Source organism: Streptomyces sp. NPDC045021, assembly GCF_056432645.1.
Genome location: NZ_JBWKIQ010000001.1, coordinates 716,003 through 733,485, shown reverse-complemented (window position 1 = coordinate 733,485; position 17,483 = coordinate 716,003). Strand labels below are relative to the sequence as shown.

Annotated in this window: 17 protein-coding genes; 9 read left to right on the top strand and 8 right to left on the bottom strand. The window is 70.0% G+C overall.

All coding sequences use genetic code 11. The annotated features are described in order from the left end of the window. Positions 1-7 precede the first annotated feature (7 nt). The 3 genes from AC07DC_RS03385 to AC07DC_RS03375 form a co-directional block, all read right to left on the bottom strand. A complete protein-coding gene (locus AC07DC_RS03385) occupies positions 8-235 on the bottom strand; it encodes a hypothetical protein (protein WP_478911366.1) in 228 nt (75 codons plus the stop codon). A 268-nt stretch (positions 236-503) separates the two neighbouring features. Continuing rightward, on the bottom strand, positions 504-1,829 hold the full coding sequence (locus AC07DC_RS03380) for a tyrosine-type recombinase/integrase (RefSeq protein ID WP_478911364.1): 1,326 nt from the start codon (positions 1,827-1,829) through the stop codon (positions 504-506). Next, positions 1,829-1,975: a helix-turn-helix domain-containing protein gene (locus tag AC07DC_RS03375; protein WP_478911362.1), complete on the bottom strand. Its 147-nt coding sequence runs from the start codon at positions 1,973-1,975 to the stop codon at positions 1,829-1,831. The genes AC07DC_RS03380 and AC07DC_RS03375 overlap by 1 nt, the downstream gene beginning before the upstream one ends. 14 nt (positions 1,976-1,989) lie before the next feature. Here AC07DC_RS03375 and AC07DC_RS03370 point away from each other — a divergent pair, with 14 nt between their 5' ends. Beyond that, positions 1,990-2,295, top strand: coding sequence for a GntR family transcriptional regulator (locus tag AC07DC_RS03370; RefSeq protein WP_478911360.1), 306 nt, complete (start codon positions 1,990-1,992; stop codon positions 2,293-2,295). A gap of 539 nt (positions 2,296-2,834) precedes the next feature. Here the strand turns inward: AC07DC_RS03370 and AC07DC_RS03365 are convergent. The 3 genes from AC07DC_RS03365 to AC07DC_RS03355 are packed head-to-tail and all read right to left on the bottom strand — an operon-like array spanning position 2,835 to position 4,035. Beyond that, the gene (locus tag AC07DC_RS03365) at positions 2,835-3,233 is read right to left on the bottom strand and encodes a hypothetical protein (protein ID WP_478911359.1); all 399 of its coding nucleotides are present in this window, start codon (positions 3,231-3,233) and stop codon (positions 2,835-2,837) included. Then, on the bottom strand, positions 3,230-3,772 hold the full coding sequence (locus AC07DC_RS03360; protein ID WP_478911357.1) for a hypothetical protein: 543 nt from the start codon (positions 3,770-3,772) through the stop codon (positions 3,230-3,232). The genes AC07DC_RS03365 and AC07DC_RS03360 overlap by 4 nt, the downstream gene beginning before the upstream one ends. Positions 3,773-3,774: 2 nt before the next feature. Then, positions 3,775-4,035: a hypothetical protein gene (locus AC07DC_RS03355; protein ID WP_478911355.1), complete on the bottom strand. Its 261-nt coding sequence runs from the start codon at positions 4,033-4,035 to the stop codon at positions 3,775-3,777. A gap of 181 nt (positions 4,036-4,216) precedes the next feature. Here AC07DC_RS03355 and AC07DC_RS03350 point away from each other — a divergent pair, with 181 nt between their 5' ends. The 7 genes from AC07DC_RS03350 to AC07DC_RS03320 all read left to right on the top strand — a co-directional run bounded on the left by AC07DC_RS03350 (position 4,217) and on the right by AC07DC_RS03320 (position 13,525). Continuing rightward, on the top strand, positions 4,217-4,522 hold the full coding sequence (locus AC07DC_RS03350) for a hypothetical protein (RefSeq protein ID WP_478911353.1): 306 nt from the start codon (positions 4,217-4,219) through the stop codon (positions 4,520-4,522). A 76-nt stretch (positions 4,523-4,598) separates the two neighbouring features. Then, positions 4,599-4,850 carry a DUF7848 domain-containing protein gene (locus AC07DC_RS03345; RefSeq protein WP_471740744.1) on the top strand — a complete coding sequence of 84 codons (252 nt, stop codon included), beginning with the start codon at positions 4,599-4,601 and terminating at the stop codon, positions 4,848-4,850. Positions 4,851-5,362: 512 nt separating this feature from the next. Next, positions 5,363-5,830 (top strand): Imm26 family immunity protein, encoded by a 468-nt coding sequence (locus AC07DC_RS03340; protein ID WP_478911351.1) that lies wholly within the window; start codon positions 5,363-5,365, stop codon positions 5,828-5,830. An 819-nt stretch (positions 5,831-6,649) separates the two neighbouring features. After that, entirely contained in the window at positions 6,650-7,075 is a 426-nt protein-coding gene (panD, locus tag AC07DC_RS03335; protein WP_478911350.1) for an aspartate 1-decarboxylase, read from the top strand. A gap of 131 nt (positions 7,076-7,206) precedes the next feature. Next, on the top strand, positions 7,207-8,262 hold the full coding sequence (locus AC07DC_RS03330; RefSeq protein ID WP_478911348.1) for a helix-turn-helix transcriptional regulator: 1,056 nt from the start codon (positions 7,207-7,209) through the stop codon (positions 8,260-8,262). A 213-nt stretch (positions 8,263-8,475) separates the two neighbouring features. Next, on the top strand, positions 8,476-12,573 hold the full coding sequence (locus AC07DC_RS03325; RefSeq protein WP_478911347.1) for a Kelch repeat-containing protein: 4,098 nt from the start codon (positions 8,476-8,478) through the stop codon (positions 12,571-12,573). A 100-nt stretch (positions 12,574-12,673) separates the two neighbouring features. Further along, positions 12,674-13,525 (top strand): hypothetical protein, encoded by an 852-nt coding sequence (locus tag AC07DC_RS03320; protein WP_478911345.1) that lies wholly within the window; start codon positions 12,674-12,676, stop codon positions 13,523-13,525. Positions 13,526-13,529: 4 nt separating this feature from the next. On the opposite strand, the gene AC07DC_RS03315 is transcribed toward AC07DC_RS03320, so the two are convergent. After that, positions 13,530-14,525, bottom strand: a complete 996-nt coding sequence (locus AC07DC_RS03315) for an ArsR/SmtB family transcription factor (protein WP_478911343.1) — start codon at positions 14,523-14,525, stop codon at positions 13,530-13,532. A gap of 218 nt (positions 14,526-14,743) precedes the next feature. On the opposite strand from AC07DC_RS03315, the gene AC07DC_RS03310 reads away from it, so the two are divergent. Further along, on the top strand, positions 14,744-16,153 hold the full coding sequence (locus tag AC07DC_RS03310) for an alpha/beta fold hydrolase (RefSeq protein ID WP_478911341.1): 1,410 nt from the start codon (positions 14,744-14,746) through the stop codon (positions 16,151-16,153). A 333-nt stretch (positions 16,154-16,486) separates the two neighbouring features. Here the strand turns inward: AC07DC_RS03310 and AC07DC_RS03305 are convergent, their stop codons facing one another. After that, positions 16,487-17,359 (bottom strand): trypsin-like serine peptidase, encoded by an 873-nt coding sequence (locus AC07DC_RS03305; protein WP_478911340.1) that lies wholly within the window; start codon positions 17,357-17,359, stop codon positions 16,487-16,489. Positions 17,360-17,483: the final 124 nt, after the last annotated feature.

Here is a 17,483-nt window from a genome sequence, read left to right as displayed (position 1 = left end):
CAACTTTCTACTGAAGGTGCAGCAGCTTGCTGATGGGGTGGATCAGATCGAGCCACTGTTGGAAGACTTGGCTGATCAAATCAGAGGCAGAGAGGGCTGCAGGCAGAAGGTTTCCGAACGGTTTTTCATGCTCATGCAGGATATTGATCCCTGGAGCCTGGAGATCCTGCAATACTGCATGCACGACCTGCGGTGGCCGGAGATCTCTGATCGCGCAGAGGTACTTCTTCGACAAGAGGATAGGGTGGGAAAGCATCGCCTGTATGAGCGCCTCCTCGAGTCGTTTGATGACAGCTGGCCAGAGCGGGAATTCTTTCGCCGCTACTCGGGCTGAGCCTGTCTAGATGGTGCTAATTAGATAGCCGAGCCTTCGTCGCTGTGCGCAATCCCCGAGCTGGATAGATGCAGTTCCGTAATTTCAATGCGTGACCGAGTCCGGAAGCCCCGCCGAGATTATTCGGCGGGGCTTCCGGGCGTCTTGACGGCAACGGTTGACGGCAACGTCAGCGGACGGGTTCTGCACAAAGTGGCGGATCGTCGCTGTCGTCGGGCGCGGCGGTGGCGTCTGCGGGGTGGCGGAGGACGTTGTTGAGGGTGTCGATGGCTTGGCGCTGGAGGCGGAGCCGGACGTGGGCGTAGACGGTGGCGGTGACGCCGATGTGAGCGTGGCCGAGGAGTTCCTTGATGACGACGAGTTCGACTCTCTGTTCCAGGAGGAGGGTCGCCGCCGAGTGGCGGAGGTCGTGGAAGCGGATGCGGCGGAGCCTGGCCCTGTGGAGCAGGGCGGTGAAGTGTCGGGTGAGAGTGGCTCCCTCGATCGGGGCACCGTTGGGCCGGGTGAAGACGTAGCCGCTGTCCCTCCAGCCTGCACCTGCGGCTTCGCGCTCCTGGCGCTGCTGGTCGCGGTGCTGTGTGAGGGAACGTAGGCATGGCGTGGGCAGGGCGATGCGCCTTTCGGAGCTCTGGGTCTTGGTGGGCAGGGCGGTCAGGCCGCTGGAGTTGGTGCGCTGGAGGGTGCGGCGGATGCTGGCGGTGCCGCCTGCGAGGTCGAGGTCTTCCCAGCGCAGGCCGAGGAGTTCGCCCTTGCGGAGCCCGGTGCGCAGGGCGAGTTCGAACAGCGCGTGCAGGCGGTGGCCGTGGGTAGCGGCCAGGAACTGACGTGCCTCGTCGGCGGTAAGCGGTTCGAATCGGCGGGGTCGGGGCGTGCCCATGCGGACGTTGCGGGCGACATTGCGAGGGATTTCCTCCTCGCGGACGGCGTGCTCCAGAGCGGACTTGAGCACGGAGTGGACGTAGGCCAGGGTTAGCGGGGAGAGCCGCTTGCCGCAGCACTTCCCGATCGCGCAGCAACGTGGCCGACTGGCCGCCTCCGGGGCGTCCGGGTCGCGGGCGGCGTCGAGGCCGCGTGCGCAGCACTGGCAGCGGGTGCGGAGCTGGTCGAGCCAGGTGCGGACGTCCTTGGCGGTGAGCTTGGCGAGCTTCTTCCGGCCGAGGCCGGGTATCAGGTAGAGCCGGACGCAGGCGGTGTAGCGGGTGTGGGTGTTCTCGCGGAGGCGGTGGACGGCGACGGTCTCCAGCCAGTACGTGAGGTACGCGCCGACGGTGCCCTGTGCGGAGGGGGCGGGGACGCCGCGGTTGCTGGTGGCGATCTTCTCGGTGAGTTTGGCGGCGGCTTCGGCGCGGGTGGTGCCGTAGACGTGGATGCGCTTGCGGGTGTTGCCGGGGGCGAGGACGTAGCCGGCGGCTTCCCAGCGGCCGTCCTTGCGCTGGTAGATGGTGCCGTCGCCGTTGGCTCGGGTCTTGCGGGTGGTGGGGCGGGGCGTGGTCATCAGGCTGCCTCTTCGAGGTGGTGGTGAACGAGGGCGGTCAGGGCGTGGGCGGGAATGCGCCGGGCCCGGCCGATGGTGATGGAGGCGAGCTGCCGAGTGCGGATGAGGTCGTAGACGGTGGAGCGGCTGATCTTGAGGCAGGCCATGACCTCTGGGAGCGTTGCCGACGCAGGCGGTGCTGATGGTGGAGTTCGGGGCCTCCAGCTTGTCCGTGCAGAAGGCCATGGCCCTGCTGAAGCGGGACGGTTACGCGATCTCCCGTCCCGGTAAGGGCGCCTTCGTCGCCCAGCCCGACGTGGACACCGACACCGACGAAGACCCCGGCAGCCCGGACGCGGGGAACGCGCCCGTTGGCGGGATGGTGGCCCGCGTCGAGGCGCTGGAGCTGGCACTGGCCCGGACGCTCGAACAGCTCACTAGCCTGCAGGCCCGCGTCGAAGCGCTGGAGGAGGGCGTCACCACGTGAGGCTGCTGACCCTCAGCCCCTGGACGGCCCGGGGCCGAGAGGGTGCGTCCAGATTTTCTCTACGAGGTTCAAGGCGGGCTCCGCCCGTTGGAGCTGGCCCGACGTCGCCGACCGACCCAGCCCGGACCAGCACCCGAGGCCCTCGCGGATGCCGGAGGTCAGCGGTCTGCCGGGTCGTGGGCGGGTTCGACCGGTGCCCGATGGGAGCAAGTTGTGCGGTAAGCGCTGCTTACCCCAGCACCGACCAGGTCGGAGCAAGTTATGGGGTAAGGACTCCTTGCGCCTTGCGGAGCAAGTTGTCGCCTGCGACCGTCCTACGGTCGGATCGCGGGCATAGGGTCGGCCAGGGGTCCGACCCTCCGTTTCCACCGCCGGGCCCGGCCGTGGGCAGTGTCCGACGCCGCCCCGGCTCCGCAGCGCAGGCTCCCGCCGACCCACCGATCGTTTCCGTGCCGTGCGACCAGAGCGTGCGCAAGCCCGCCGAGTGCCGAGACGCCCGCAAGCAGCAGTCCGAACTCGCCCCCGCCCGATCGGGACGGTCAGGACGCCAGCAGCTCGGCGACTTCGGGAACGTCACGGAACGCTCGCAGCCGGTCCAGCACGATCCGTGCGCGCTCGGTGGTGCGTTCGCTGCCGCTCTGCCCCAGGGAGAGCATCCGGCCAGCGGTCCCGGCTGCGGCCTCGGGCTCGTTCGCGTCGGCGTAGGCCACGGCCAGCCAGGAAAGGTACAGTGCCAACTCTCTCGCGTGACTGGCGTCGTAACGACTCAGGACGTCCGTCAGCAGCGGTACGGCACGCAGTGGCCGGTGCAGCTCGGTGTAGACGCGGGCCTCCATGACCTGGAGTTCCCCGGCGTCCATCCAGTACAGGTACGACGGTGACTCGGTGCCGGCGGAGTCCTGGGCCAAGGCCTCGCTGGCTTCCCCGAGGGCATTCATCGCAGGGCGGTCCTGGCCGGCGCGGGTGTGCGCCCAGGCCACCCGGTCCAGGTACAGCGCGCGGGCCTTCGCCGGAGCATCGGGACCAGCCTCCTCCACTGCGGCGGTAGCCAGGTCCACCGCGTCGCGGGGGCGTCCGGTGTTGCTCCACTGGTAGGCCAGCGAACCCGCCTCCCCGACAGCACCCCGTCCCCGGCGGCACGGGCGGCGCTGATCCCGAGCCGGTAGATCCGCTCCGCCTCGGCGTGCTCGCCCGCGTCGGAGGCCACCCACCCGGCGATCTGAGACAACTCACCGATGACCCGAAGCAGTTCGCTTCCCACCTCCTCGGTGTGGGTGCCCTCCCGGTAGAGCTTCACCGCCGCCCGCAGCTCCCGCAGGGCGGGGCCGATCAGGTCCTTGCCGTACACCACGTCGTCGGCCAGCCGCAGGCCGTGCACCCGCTGAGCCAAGTCGGCCACCTGCCCAGCTCCGATCCGACGGCCCGTACGGGCGCTCAGCAGGGACAGCGGGTCGCCCTCTGGCAGGAAGTCGGCCACGGTCAGCACACACGCGGCGCGGGCTCGGCCAGTGGGACGGTCTTGGCCGCCTCCATCAGCTCGCGCGGCACCTCCAGCACCAGGGCGAGGAAGGGCAGCCACTCGCGCGGGGACCGCATGCCGATCTCCCAGCGGGACACGTCGTTGCGCGTCGGAGGAACGCGCCCAGGAGCAGCCTCGGCCAGCGCCTCGGCCAGCCGCCGCTGACTCCAACCGCGCGCCAGGCGCAGCCGCCTGACCAGTTCCCCGACCGTCTCCCGCACCAAGCCAGCTTGGCAGACACGGAGGCAGACACGCTGGCTACTCCGCAAGGTTCGCGCCAAAGGGGACCCTGATCAACAGCCACAGCGGAGCCGACCACGGGCGGGCACGATGAACCAGAACAGCAGCCAAGCGGAACGCCTGCCTCATCGGAGTGCGGAGTCCGCAGGGGAGGGGCCTCGGTTGCTCCCTTGGACCACCCCGGACGGGAACCCCTGCTACCTGAGCACCGACGGCAGGGGCTACCTCTCGACCCTCGCCGACGACATCGAAACGGTGCAGATCGGCATGGGCGAGGAACTGTTGGAGTACGCCCGATGCGTCCTGGCACCTGGAACGCTCGCGCGGCCAGCCGTCGAATACCGCTGGCTGGCCTGTCGGCTGACCGAGGCCCTGTCGGATGCCCTCAGAATCGCGGACTCACGCGGGCAGCGCATCCCCGCCCCGCAGGAGGCGACCGAGGATGCCCGACCTGACAAGCACAACTGACGGCCAAGTCCGCGACACCACCACGGCGGTAGACCTTCGAGACCCGATGACGCGACAGAGGCAAAGGACCACACTGATGGGGACGACCACCCGCTACCGGTTCCGCGAGTACAACGTGACCACCGACCCGGACCCCTTGGCGCTGCCGACCTTCGAGGCGCTCTGCGTCACCGGCGAAGAACAGGACTGCGCTGCCGCGTCCGGCGAGCTGCACACCCCCGATGACCTGACGCGCTGGATCGCCGGACACTGCGCGCAGACCGGCCACCAGTCCTATCGGCAGACCACCCACACCATCGTCCGTGCCGAGCCCGGAGCGTGGCAGTAGGATCACGCGCGCAGCCGATGACAGCACAACTGGTCTACACCTCTGACGGCAGTAGCGACGGCAACAACCACGGACTTCGGCGCACATCCACGGACACCAACGGACCGTCAAACCACCGTTGACCTGCGAAAAGGCAGGTGGAGAGGGGTCGCGTAGCACACGTACTATGTGCTCGCAGGGGATACCCCGGTCCTTGTACACAATACGACTCCTCCAACTCCTGCAGGTGTCATATACCTGCGAACTGATTTGATTACCGGAGAGGAGTATGTCGGTCAGGCAAAGAATTGGAATCGGTATTTGAAGCGTCAGCGAGAGCATGCAAGGGACTACCCCAATAAGTCGTTCACCTTTGAAGTGCTCGGCAGGGCAAACCCGGGGCAAGATCTTGACGTCCTCGAAGAAAGCTGGATGCGTGCTGGCGGCGGGAAGAAGACAGTTCCCGGAAGCGCTCTCGAGAACGGTCGAGTGCAGATGAACGATGACCGCTACAAGGCTGCTGGAGGGACCGTATGCTAGGGAAATATGGGAATGGTGATGTGCTCGCCATTCCAGTAACCGACGAGAAGATTTCTTTTGCTCAGGTCGTCGAGAAGCTGCGCGGGAACGTCCTGCTGGCAGTGTTCTCTGAACTTTTGGATGTCGACGACTCCCATGACGTCGAGTCACTCGAGCTCGATGAGCCAATCTTCCTTTTGGAGACTATGGATCTTCGTATTAAGGATGGCATCTGGTTGGTTGTTGGGAATCGGGAGGTGTCTAAGAGGATTGCAATTCCTCAATACAAGGTTTGGGTTGATCCGCCTGGAGAGTATCGGATTCAGGATATGCATGGAAACTTGGGCGTCTCGATTCCTCCAGAACGCGCGAGTGAGATGAGGCTCCATGAATCATTCTCTCCCGCTGTCGTCGAAGCGGCGCTCCGTGGATTTCATGGACTTGGCCCATGGCGCCCTGCCTTTGATGAGCTGACGTTCTGATTCGCAGGTCGTGAATTTTGGCGGCTGGAGTTGTGTGAACTCGCTGCTACGTAGCCCTGCCACACGCGTCTGGCAGGGCTACAGCGGTGCTTGACGGCAGCGGTGACGGCAACGTCAGTGGACAACGACTGCGGCGGGTGGACCGTCGGGGTCGTCGCTGCCCGCGCCGAGCGCATGGCAGTCGAGTGTCGGAGGTCTGGAAGCAGACGCGGGAAGCACTGCAGGACTGAGGGCTTCGGGACACTGGAGGAACCGGCCTCGACCCCTTCCTACGCGTCGTCACCGACCACGCGTAGGCCAGTCGCACCTGACCCGCCCTGGCGAACTGCGCACCCAACCTCAGACCCACGGCATCACCAACAGCCACGGCGTACCGCTGAGAGCGGCATGCGTCCAAGCTTGCTGTGACGTAGTAATAGTCGGTGTCCTGGGTGTGGGGAAGACGCGGCTCACTGGTCAGTTGGGTGACCGAGCGCGGCCGGTCCGCCGTGGCAACGGCTCAGCAGAATCACTGGGCAGAAGAGCGTTGGGCCTCTCGGTTGCAGAATTGAAGACCCTGGGGAGCTACCTGATGCGTCGTCAATTATGTCAGCATCTGATCAGCATCAGTCCCTGAACTTTGCGGGAAAGTCTTTATGGACAGGGATCTGGCCGGGGTTCGGTCCAGTCCGCTTTGCGGGAAAACGCAGGTAGGAAGCTTCCTCGTCAGAGCGAAGAGATGTTCCTTGGAATCTTCGAGCCCGAGGCGTGCCAGTGTAGAGTGAAGAACGCCCTTGACCTGCATGACAGGCAGGGAGCCGACAAATCGGGAGTTTCTCCGTGTTTCGTACCATGTTCAAGTCCAAGATCCACCGTGCCCGGGTGACCGAGGCGAACCTGCACTACGTGGGCTCGGTGACGATCGATGCCGACCTCATGGAGGCGGCCGACCTCCTGCCGGGTGAGCTGGTCCACATCGTCGACATCGACAACGGCGCCCGGCTGGAGACGTACGTCATCGAGGGCGAGCGCGGCTCGGGCGTGATCGGCATCAACGGTGCCGCGGCGCATCTCGTGCACCCAGGTGACCTGGTCATCCTGATCAGCTACGCGCAGGTCGACGACGCCGAGGCGCGCGCCCTGAAACCGAAGATCGTGCACGTCGGCGAGGGCAACAAGATCGTCGCGCTGGGCGCGGACCCGTCCGAGCCGGTCCCCGGCAGCGCGACCGCACGCGGCCCGCACGCCGTGAGCGCCACCGCGTAGTCGAGCGGGCGGCACGGGTCCGTAAGTGGTGGCAGTCCGCGGGGGCCCTACGCATCACGCTACGTATCGGCTGTGTGACATAACCGGATTTCCTGGGATCGGCGCTCCGACTCCGGCTAGTGTGCCCGATCATGACCGAACGTCCGTTTGAGGCCCTGGGGTTGAGCGCCGATGCGGACCGGGCCTACCGGTTGCTGGTGGCCACGCGCGGTGTTGCGGCGGCCGGGCTGGCCCGGGACCTCGGGGTGCCGGTGACGCGGGCCGAGGCCGTCTGCGCGGAGCTCGGAGCGCGGGGGCTGGCCCGCTCCGGCGGTGACGGGCGCTGGTATCCGGCGCCACCGCGGGTCGGACTGCTCCCGCTCGTGGCCCGGACCCAGGAACAGCTGCGGCAGGGGCGGGAGTTACTGGACCGGCTGGCGGTGGAGTACCAGCGGGTGCACGAGGGGTACCGGTCCGAGGAGATCGTCCAGGTCGTCGAGGGGTACGGCGCAGCCGGGCTGTGGGCCGAGCAGCTGCGGCGCTCCGCGCGGACCGAGGTCGCCTCGTTCGTCCGTGGTCCCTTTCCCGCGGAAAGCGAGTGGCACGACCCGCTGGACGCGGCCGAGCGGCTCGACGAGGGCGTGCGCCACCGGGTGGTGCGCGACCGGACGGCGTTGGAGACGCCCGGCGCCCTGGGGGGTACGGGCCGGAAGCGGTCGGCCTGCGAGGAGGTCCGGGTGGCGACGAGCCTGCCGATGCGGCTGTGCATCGCCGACCGGTCACTGGCTCTGCTGCCGCTGGCTCCGGAGACCGAAGTACCCAGCCCCGCGATGCTGTTGGTCCGTCCCAGCGGTCTGCTGGACGCCCTCGTCGCGCTCTTCGAGTCGGTGTGGGCGTCCAGCACGCCCTTGCGGGAGCGGGGCTCCGGCGGGCGCAGCGCCGTCCAGTTACGGATCCTGGCGATGCTGGTGAACGGCAGTACCGACCAGGCGATGGCCCGCGCGCTCGGGGTCGCCGTCCGTACCGTGCAGCGCCATCTCGCGGTGATGGAGCGTGCGGCGGGGGTCGAGAACCGCGTCCAACTCGTCTGGCACGCGGCACGGCACGGCTGGCTCGACGAGCCGGGAGCGGGGAACGGCGCTGGGGCGGGCGGTACCGCCGGCGGGCAGGCGAACGGAGGCGCAGACGGAGCGGCGGCGTCCGATTGACAGGAACGTGACGCTGAAGGCCGGGTCAATGACTGTCAGGTATCCGACAACCTTGTCACGTTCCGCTGATACGGCTGAGGCGTAGGTATACGCAAGCGGTCCATTGGACCCGCCGTCGGCCGGTCGACCCCGTGCACCGGCCGGCTCCGGTCAGATTCCAGGAGTCCTGCTTTGCGTATACCCATACCGCGGCGGCCCGGAAGACGCAGAGGCGTGGCGTCGGTCATCGCCGCCGCCGCCTCTGCCGCCGTCGCCCTGCTCGGCCTCCAACTGCCCGCCGCCGCAACGGCGTCGGCCGCCACCTCCGCCCGGCCCGACGTCACGGCCCAGTGCGGCGCCGCCAAGCCCGGTCAGTTCAGCTGCTTCGCGCTGCGCCGCACCGATCTGCACGGCACCGTCGGGATCAACGCCGCGACCCCGAACGGCTTCGGCCCCGGTGACCTGCAGAGCGCGTACGCGCTCCCCGCCGACGGCGGAGCGGGCCAGACCGTGGCCATCGTCGACGCCTACGACAACCCCACCGCGGAGGCCGACCTCGCGGTCTACCGGGCGCAGTACGGACTCCCGGCCTGCACCACCGCCAACGGCTGCTTCAAGAAGGTCAGCCAGCGCGGCGGCACCGACTACCCGGCCCCCAACACCGGTTGGGCGGGTGAGATCTCGCTGGACGTCGACATGGTGTCCGCGGCCGCCCCCAACGCCCACATCCTGCTGGTCGAGGCCGACGACCCCAGCTTTGAGAACCTCGGCGCGGCGGTGGACCAGGCGGTCGCCCTCGGCGCCAAGTACGTCTCCAACTCGTACGGCACCGGCTACGACTCGACGCCCGGCAGCGGCGAGGACCCGTCGGAAACCACCGCGATGGACCCGTACTACAACCACCCGGGCGTGGCCATCGTGGCCTCCTCGGGCGACAGCGACTACGGCGTCAGCTACCCGGCGGCCTCCCAGTACGTGACCGCCGTCGGCGGAACCGCGCTGGCCAGGGACGCGGGCAGCGGGCGCGGCTGGACGGAGTCGGTCTGGCACAACTCCTACGGCGGCCCCGGTTCCGGGTGCTCGCTCTACGAGCCCAAGCCGGCCTTCCAGACGGACACGCCCTGCGGCAAGCGCGCGGTGGCGGACGTCTCCGCGGTCTCCGACCCGCTGACGGGTGTCGCGGTCTACCAGACCTACGGAGCCTCCGGCTGGTCGGTGTACGGCGGCACCAGCGCCGCCTCGCCGATCATCGCGGGCGTCTACGCCGCGGCCGGCACCCCCGGCGCCGGCACCTACCCGAACGCGTACCCGTACGCGAAGCCCGGTTCGCTCAACGACGTCACCACGGGCATCAACGGCACCTGCACGCCGGCCTACCTGTGCACCGCCGGAACCGGCTACGACGGCCCGACCGGCCTGGGCACCCCCAACGGCCTGGACGCCTTCCGCAGCGGACCGCACGGCGTGATCTCCGGTACGGTCACCGACCACGCCACCGGCGCGCCACTGGCCGGAGCGCAGGTCAAGGCAGGTGACCACAGCGCGGTCAGCGATGCCGCCGGCGGCTACAAGCTCGACATCCCGCCGGGCAGCTACGACGTGTCGGCGAGCGCCTACGGCTACGCCACGAAGACCGTCGCGTCGGTCGTCCTCACCGACGGCGGTACGGTCAGCCAGGCGTTCGCGCTGGACGCGGTGCCCCGCCAGACCGTCTCCGGCAAGGTCGCCGACGGATCCGGCCACGGCTGGCCGCTCTACGCGAAGATCACCGTGGACGGCGTTCCCGGCGGCCCGGTCTTCACCGACCCGGCCACCGGCGCCTACCACCTGACGCTCCCGCAGGGCGTCTCCTACACCCTGCACGTCACCGCGGCCTACACCGGCTACCAGTCGGTGGACAAGGTCGTCGCGGTCGGCACGGCCGACCAGACCGTGAACGTCGCCGTCCCCGTCGACGCGATCGCCGCGCAGGCTCCCGGCTACGCCGTCCACCTGAACGGCGCGACCGAGCCGTTCGACTCCACCACCTCCGCGCCCGCGGGCTGGAGCGTGACCAACGCCGACGGAACGACCGGCGGCTGGGGCTTCGACGACGCCGGCAAGCGCACCAACAAGACCGGTGGCACCGGTGGCTTCGCCATGATCGACAGTGACCATATCGGCAGCGGCAAGCACCAGGACAGCCAGCTGCTCTCCCCGTCGTTCGACCTGACCGGGAAGACCACCCCGGTGGTCGGCTTCGACACCGAGTACAAGGGCTACTCCAACTCGACCGCCGACGTGGATGTCAGCGCCGACGGCGGGACCACCTGGACCACGCTGTGGCACCAGACCACCACCTCGCTCCTGGGCCCCCAGCACGTGGACCTGCCGCTGACCGCCTACGCGGGCAAGAGCGACGTCCGGCTGCGCTTCCACTACTCCGGCACCTGGGCCTACTGGTGGGAGCTGGACAACGTCTTCGTCGGCCAGCGTTCCTACGACCCGGTCCCCGGCGGCCTCGTGGTGGGCAACGTGACGGACGCCAACACCCACACCGGCGTCAACGGTGCGACGGTCATCAGCGCCGACGCCCCGACGGAGAAGACCACGACCGCGGCGACACCGGACGACGCGGCCCTCGGTGACGGCTTCTACTGGGTGTTCTCGCATCTGACCGGCAACCACCCGTTCGGGGCCGCAGCCGCCGGCTACACCAAGGCGACCGCCACCGCGAACGTGCCGCCGGACGGCACCGTCCGTGCCGACCTCGCCCTCACGGCGGGCCGGCTCCAGGTCACTCCCGGCGCCATCAGCAAGACGGCCGCCTGGGGCGGCACCGCCACCCAGAAGGTGACGGTGAAAAACACCGGCACCGCTCCCGCCACCCTGAACGTCGGCGAGACCGCGGGCGACTTCGTCATCGCGAAGACCGGCGGCGCCCCGCTGAACCTGGTGAAGACCAGCACCTCCAAGCTGTCCCTCAAGTCGGACAAGGCGCCCCGGGTCACCCCCGCCGCGCAGGGTGCGGCCGGCACCGCCTGGCAGTCGGTCGCCGACCTGCCGGTGGCGACGGGCGACAACGCCGTGGGCGTGGCCAACGGCACCGTCTACTCGGGCTTCGGCTTCACCGGCGCCGCGGACACCAGTGACCTGTACGCCTATGACACGACCGCGGGGACCTGGACCAAGAAGGCCTCCGCGGCCGACACCCGTGAGGCACCCGCCCACGGGGTCATCGGCGGCAAGCTCTACATCGCGGGCGGCTGGGGAGCCTCCGGCGCTCCGGACGCCAAGCTGGAGATCTACGACACCGCGGCCAACACCTGGTCCACCGGGACGGCGGCTCCCAAGCCGTACGCCGGCTCGGGCAGCGCCGTCGTCAACGACAAGCTGTACGTCGTCGGCGGCTGCACCGCGACCGCCTGCGGCACCACCGATGTGTCCGTCTACAACGCGGCGTCCAACAGCTGGTCCGCCGCGGCCGCCTACCCGGAGGCCATCGCCTGGGAGGCGTGCGGCGCCATCAGCGGCAAACTGTACTGCTCCGGCGGGACCACCGACGCGGGCACCGTCAAGCACGGCTACGTCTACGACCCGGCCACGAACGCCTGGTCGCCGATCGCCGACCAGCCCACCGACCAGTGGGGCACGTCGTACACCTCCGCCAACGGCCTGCTGCTGATCGCCGGCGGCGCCATCAACAGCGGTGCAGCCATCACCAACCAGGCGTGGGCCTACAACCCGGCCGACAACACCTGGAGCGCACTGCCCAACGCCAACGCCTCGGTCTACCGCGGCGGCGCCGGACCCGGCTTCTACGCGGTCGGCGGCCTGGCGGGCCAGACGCCCGTCAAGACGGCCGAACTGCTGCCGGGGTACGACCAGTCGGACAGCGCCGACGTCAGCTGGCTGAGCGAGAGCACGGACAAGCTGACCGTGGCGGCCGGCGCGACGGTCACCTTCACCGTCACGCTCGACGCATCGGTTCCGGAGGTCACCCAGCCCGGCACGTTCCACGCCTCGCTGGCCCTGACCAGTGACACGCCCTACCGGCTGGACCCGATAGGCGTCACCTTCACCGTCAAGCCTCCGGCCACCTGGGGCAAGATCACCGGCACGGTGACCGGCGCCGGCACGCCGCTGGCGGGTGCGACCGTCCAGATCAACACCTGGGCGACGCACTACACCCTCAAGACGGGCACGGACGGTACGTACGCCCTGTGGCTCGACGTCCGCAACAACCCGCTCACCCTGATCATCGCCAAGGACGGCTACCAGCCGACCACGACTACCGTGAAGATCAAGAAGGGAGCGGTCACCACCAGTAACTTCAATCTCCTGAAGGATTGACGAAAGGTGAGCTGAACCGCTGAGATCCGTGGAGGGGGCCGGGCGAACCGGTCCCCTCCACGCGGGTGGCGGCAGCGCCACCCCAAGGGAAGGCCGTTTCATGAGCACCGCCTGGTCCGGACTGATCGACGACGCCGCGCTGTTCCCGCCCGGCGACGTACCGCTGCCGCGGGCGCTGCCCGCGCACCTCGGCTACCGGACGGCATGGTTCGCGGACGTCGTCGGCCCCTTCGTCTTCCCCGCCCCCCGGCTCGACGAGCTCGCGGCCGCCCTGGCGGCGCTCCCCGGCGACGACGTCATCGGCATCGGCCTGACGGTGCCCGGCGGCACCCAGGCCCTGCTGCCCGCGCTGGACCTACTGGCGAAGGTGTCCGGCGCCCGGCTGGCGGCGGTGGAGATCGCGCTGCCCGACGGCGCCGCGGTCGGCGAAGCGCTCGCCGTCCTGGACCGGGAGCTGCCCGAGGACGTCACCGCCCATGTGGAGGTACCGCGCGGCGCCCTCGGCCCGGAGGTGGCCGACGCCCTCGCGGCCGGCCGGCACCACGCCAAACTGCGCACCGGCGGCACCGCCGCCGCGGCGTTCCCCGGCGAGGACGAACTGGCCGGGGCGATCGTCACCTGCGCGCAGCGCGGACTCGCCTTCAAATGCACCGCGGGACTGCACCACGCCCTGCGGCACACCGACCCCGCGACCGGCTTCGAGCACCACGGGTTCCTCAACGTCCTGCTGGCCACCGCGGCGGCCCTGGACGGCGCCGACGGCGACGCGGTGGCGGCGCTGCTCGCCGAGCGGACGGCCGGAACCGTTCGGGACCGCGTCAGGGAGCTCGGCGACGAGGGTGTGGCGCGGGTGCGCTCCACCTTCACCTCCGTCGGCTCCTGCAGCGTCCACGAGCCCGTCGACGACCTGACCGCGCTGGGGCTGCTGACCGCCCCGGCCGGGCAGAGCTGAGCGACTACCCCGGCGGGGAGGACAGCAGCCGCCCGCCCTGCGGGGTGCGCAGGTACAGCACCTCGCGGCCCGAACGCGTGCTGCTGACGAGCCCCGCCCGGCGCAGAACGCCCAGGTGGTACGAGACCGTCGCGGGACTGAGGAAGCGCGTCGAGGCCAGCGCCGTGGTGGTCGCCGGCCGGTCGAGCGAGGCGAGCAGATCGGCGCGGGTCGGTCCCAGCAGCCGCGCCAGTTCGGCGCTGGGCGGCGCCTCGGCCACCGCCGGCGGCCGCGCCGGGTAGATCAGCGCCGGCGGCCGGCGGGGCACACCACGGACCGGGTCGATGGAGACACCGACCGCGTAGGCCACCAGGGACGGCACCAGCAGCACCATCGGCGCGGGCAGCGCCACCTCGAAGCGGCTGTCGACGCGGAGGGTTCCGCCGTCCCAGCGGATCGACGGGTGCAGCGAGCCGAAGAGCCGCTCGGCGCCGTAGCGGGCCAGGGTCAGGGCCCGCTGGTCGACCTCGGCCTCCAGGACCGCACGGGCCTGCGGCCAGTGGGCCGCGAAGCCGCTCTCCCAGTAGCGGCCCAGCTCGTCCGCGGCGCGCTCCGCCAGATACCGGCCGCCGCGCTCCAGCGCCTCGCGCACCACGTCCGGCAGCTCCCGTCCCGCCAGCCCGCTCTCCGGGCGGCCGACGCGCACCGCCTCCATTTCGGCGGCGACCCGCTCCGGCGGTGTGGTCCGCACCTGCTCCAGCTCGTCCGCGACATCGGGGGAGGGGACGCTCGGATACGGCGTCAGGAAGTCCGGCAGGTAACCGGACCGGTCCACCGCGAGCGCGGTCAACAGCGGCAGGTCCTCCCTGCGCAGCACCCGCCGGGCCCGGTACACCCAGGGATCCGCGCTCAGCGGTCCCCGCACCCCCCACGGCATCAGGGTGCCGGCCGCCTCGATCAGCGGTGAGACGGCGAACCGGGACCTGGCCAACCCGGTGGAGTCCACTGCCAGTCGGATCATGCTCTCCCCCGGGGCCCGGCCCCTTTTAGCGCCTGTCCGGCGGACGCGTCCAACCGTTTGAACCTCATCGAATCCTGGCACAAACGCTCGCGGTACGGCGGGGCACGTAGCAGCCTGTGCGGTGCGGGGGCGCACCTTGGACGGACGGGGGAGTCCGGGAGGCGCGCCCCCGTACAGCCGTGCCACCACAGGGGAACAACGGGGAATGGGGAACGTTCATGGTCGCAGTGCGGTTCCGCAGACAGGCAGTGACGGGGCTGGTGGCGCTGGCCGCCGCCGGTGCGCTGATGACGGGGGCGGCTCCCGCCCCCGCGGCCACCGGGGCACCGGCCGGCGCGCCCCAGCACCTGGGCCGGCTCACCGGGCAGGCACCCTGCCCGGGGCAGGAGAGCTTCACCTGCGCCACGCTCGCCGTCCCGCTCGACCACTCCGGGCGCACCCCCGGCACCCTGTCGCTCAGCGTGGCCATGACCGGCAACACCCGGGCACCGAAGGGCGATCTGATCTTCCTCGCGGGGGGACCGGGACAGCCGGGCGTGCCCTTCATGACCAGGCTCGCGGGCATCTTGGCGCCGGTACTCGGCCAGTACCGGATGGTCATGATCGACCAGCGGGGCACCGGCGCGGGCGCGCTCCAATGCCCCGAACTCCAGAAGGAGATGGGATCCTCCGACCTGACGCCGCCCACTCCCAAGGCCGTCACGGACTGCGCGGCCGCCATCGGCCCCGACCGGCGCTACTTCAGCACCGCCGACACCGTCGGCGACCTCGACCTGCTGCGGCGGGCGCTGGGCGCGCACAAGATCACCCTGGACGGCGTCTCCTACGGCACCTTCGTCGCCGAACGGTACGCGCTGGCGCACCCGGAGCGCGTCAACCGGCTGGTCCTGGACTCGGTGGTACCGCAACAGGGCGACAACCTGCCGGACCTGACCACGCTCACCGCCACCGCCCGGGTGCTGCGCACCGCCTGCGCGGCCACCGGGTGCACCACCGACCCGGTCCGCGACCTCGCCCAGGTGGTGAGGACCTACCACAACGGCCCCGCCGTCCTGGACATGCTCACCACCTACGAGTTCGTCGACCCCGACTACAAGGGCGTTCCCGAGGCGCTGCATCTGGCCGCGGCCGGCCAACCACAGACCCTGCAGGGGTACATCGACGGCACCCATGAAGGGTCCGCGGCCACCGCCGAGCAACTCAGCCAGGGTCTGCACGCCAGCACGCTGTGCGCCGACTACCGCTACCCGTGGGGCACGTCCGACACTCCGGTCGACGGCCGGGCCGCGGTGCTGGACCGGGTCGAGCGCAGGCTCACCCCGGCCCGGACCTGGCCCTTCGACGCGGCCACCGCCACCCGTAACGGCTTCATCCTCAGCTGCCTGGACTGGCCACGCGAACCCGTGCCGGCGGCCCCGCCCCGTCATCAGAGGTTGCCCCGGGTGCCGGTGCTGCTGCTCGGCGGCGACCGGGACGTGTCCACCCCGATGGAATGGCTCCGCGAGGAGGCGAAGATGGCCCCGCTCGGGCAGGTCGTGATCGTGCCCGGCGCGGCGCACTCCGTGCAGAGCCGGGCCACCAGCGACGCCGGACGCCAGGCGGTGTACGACTTCCTTCTGCGCGGCTGACAGCAGCCCGTGGAACGCGAGGCCCCCGCCGGTCCCTCCCCGGGCACCGGCAGGGGCCTCGTCGCTCGTGTCCGTATTACAGCCCGTCACGAGCCCCGCTCAAGACCGGGCATTGAAGATGGGACCAGGCCAACGACCAGCCCGACCCACCAGGTTGCGCCGCCTGCTGGGTCGGGCCCTTCACCCGCTGTCGGGGCGGGGGAGGGTGTGACAGCGTCGGCCCCGGGATCCGCGGCCAGCTCCGGGTCCCGGGGCCGACGTCTACACGCGCGGACCCTGCGCTCCGGCACCGGTGGGGTCCTTCGATTTCGCGCATCTCTCCATCGAACCGATCTACTGCGAGGCCGCGACGGCCTGCTCGTAGAGGGAACCGATCACGCTGTCGAAGGCCGGGCTGTACGAGACGTCCGGAGTGTCGCCGCCCTCCTCGTAGCCGCCGATGACACCGATGACCGTCCCGGTACCGGTGTCCGGGTCCAGGCCGGTGACCCAGGGGCTGCCGCTGGTTCCGCCGCTGTAGTCGGTGCAGGCGATCCGCAGTTGGTCGGGGGTGTACGCCGTGGCGTCGTTGTAGCAGGTGAGGGGTGCGTCGGCGGTGGAGGGATAGCCGGTGAGGCGCACCGTGGTCGCTGTCGTCCCGTCGTTGTCGCCGCTCCCGCTGGTGCCGATCGTGTAGCCGCCGACCACGTCCTGGATCTCACGGCCGTTCACACGCGCCACCTCGGCGAACGCCACGTCCAGGTCCTGGTCCGCGCCGCTCGTCCACCCCGGGGCGAGCGTCACGCTCTCCAGCGGCCAGACACCGTACGGCGCTTCGCCGTCGTGGTAACCCGGTACGAAGACCGTGTCGCCGGTACCCCCGGACAGGCAGTGCGCCGCGGTCACGACGACGTTCTTGCCGGCGCTCTGCACCACGCTCGCCGTGCAGTAGTGGCCGCCGGACAGCCCGCCGTCGAAGAGCGCGCCGACCTGCTTGATGCTCGCCGTCGCGTGCACGGTGTTCGACACCCCGGGAAGCCCGGCGAACACGGCGGGCCCGCTCACCGCTTCGGAGGCCGCGACAGGCGACTCGCCCGTCGCGATGACCACTCCGGTCCCCGCGACGGTGACGGTCAGCCAGGCCACGACCAGGACACCGCTCCTGCCCAGCCGGCGGGACAGGGCGCGGACGGTTCCACCACACATGGGCTGCGGACGCTTTTTCATACGGCGGGCCCTCTCTCGTCGCCCCGGTTGACCTGATCATCTCGGGCCGGCGTGAGAGTCCTGTGAGAGCGCTGTGTGAGCGTTCTGAGAAGAGCCGCCGGCACGGCGGGGTGGCGATGTCGGA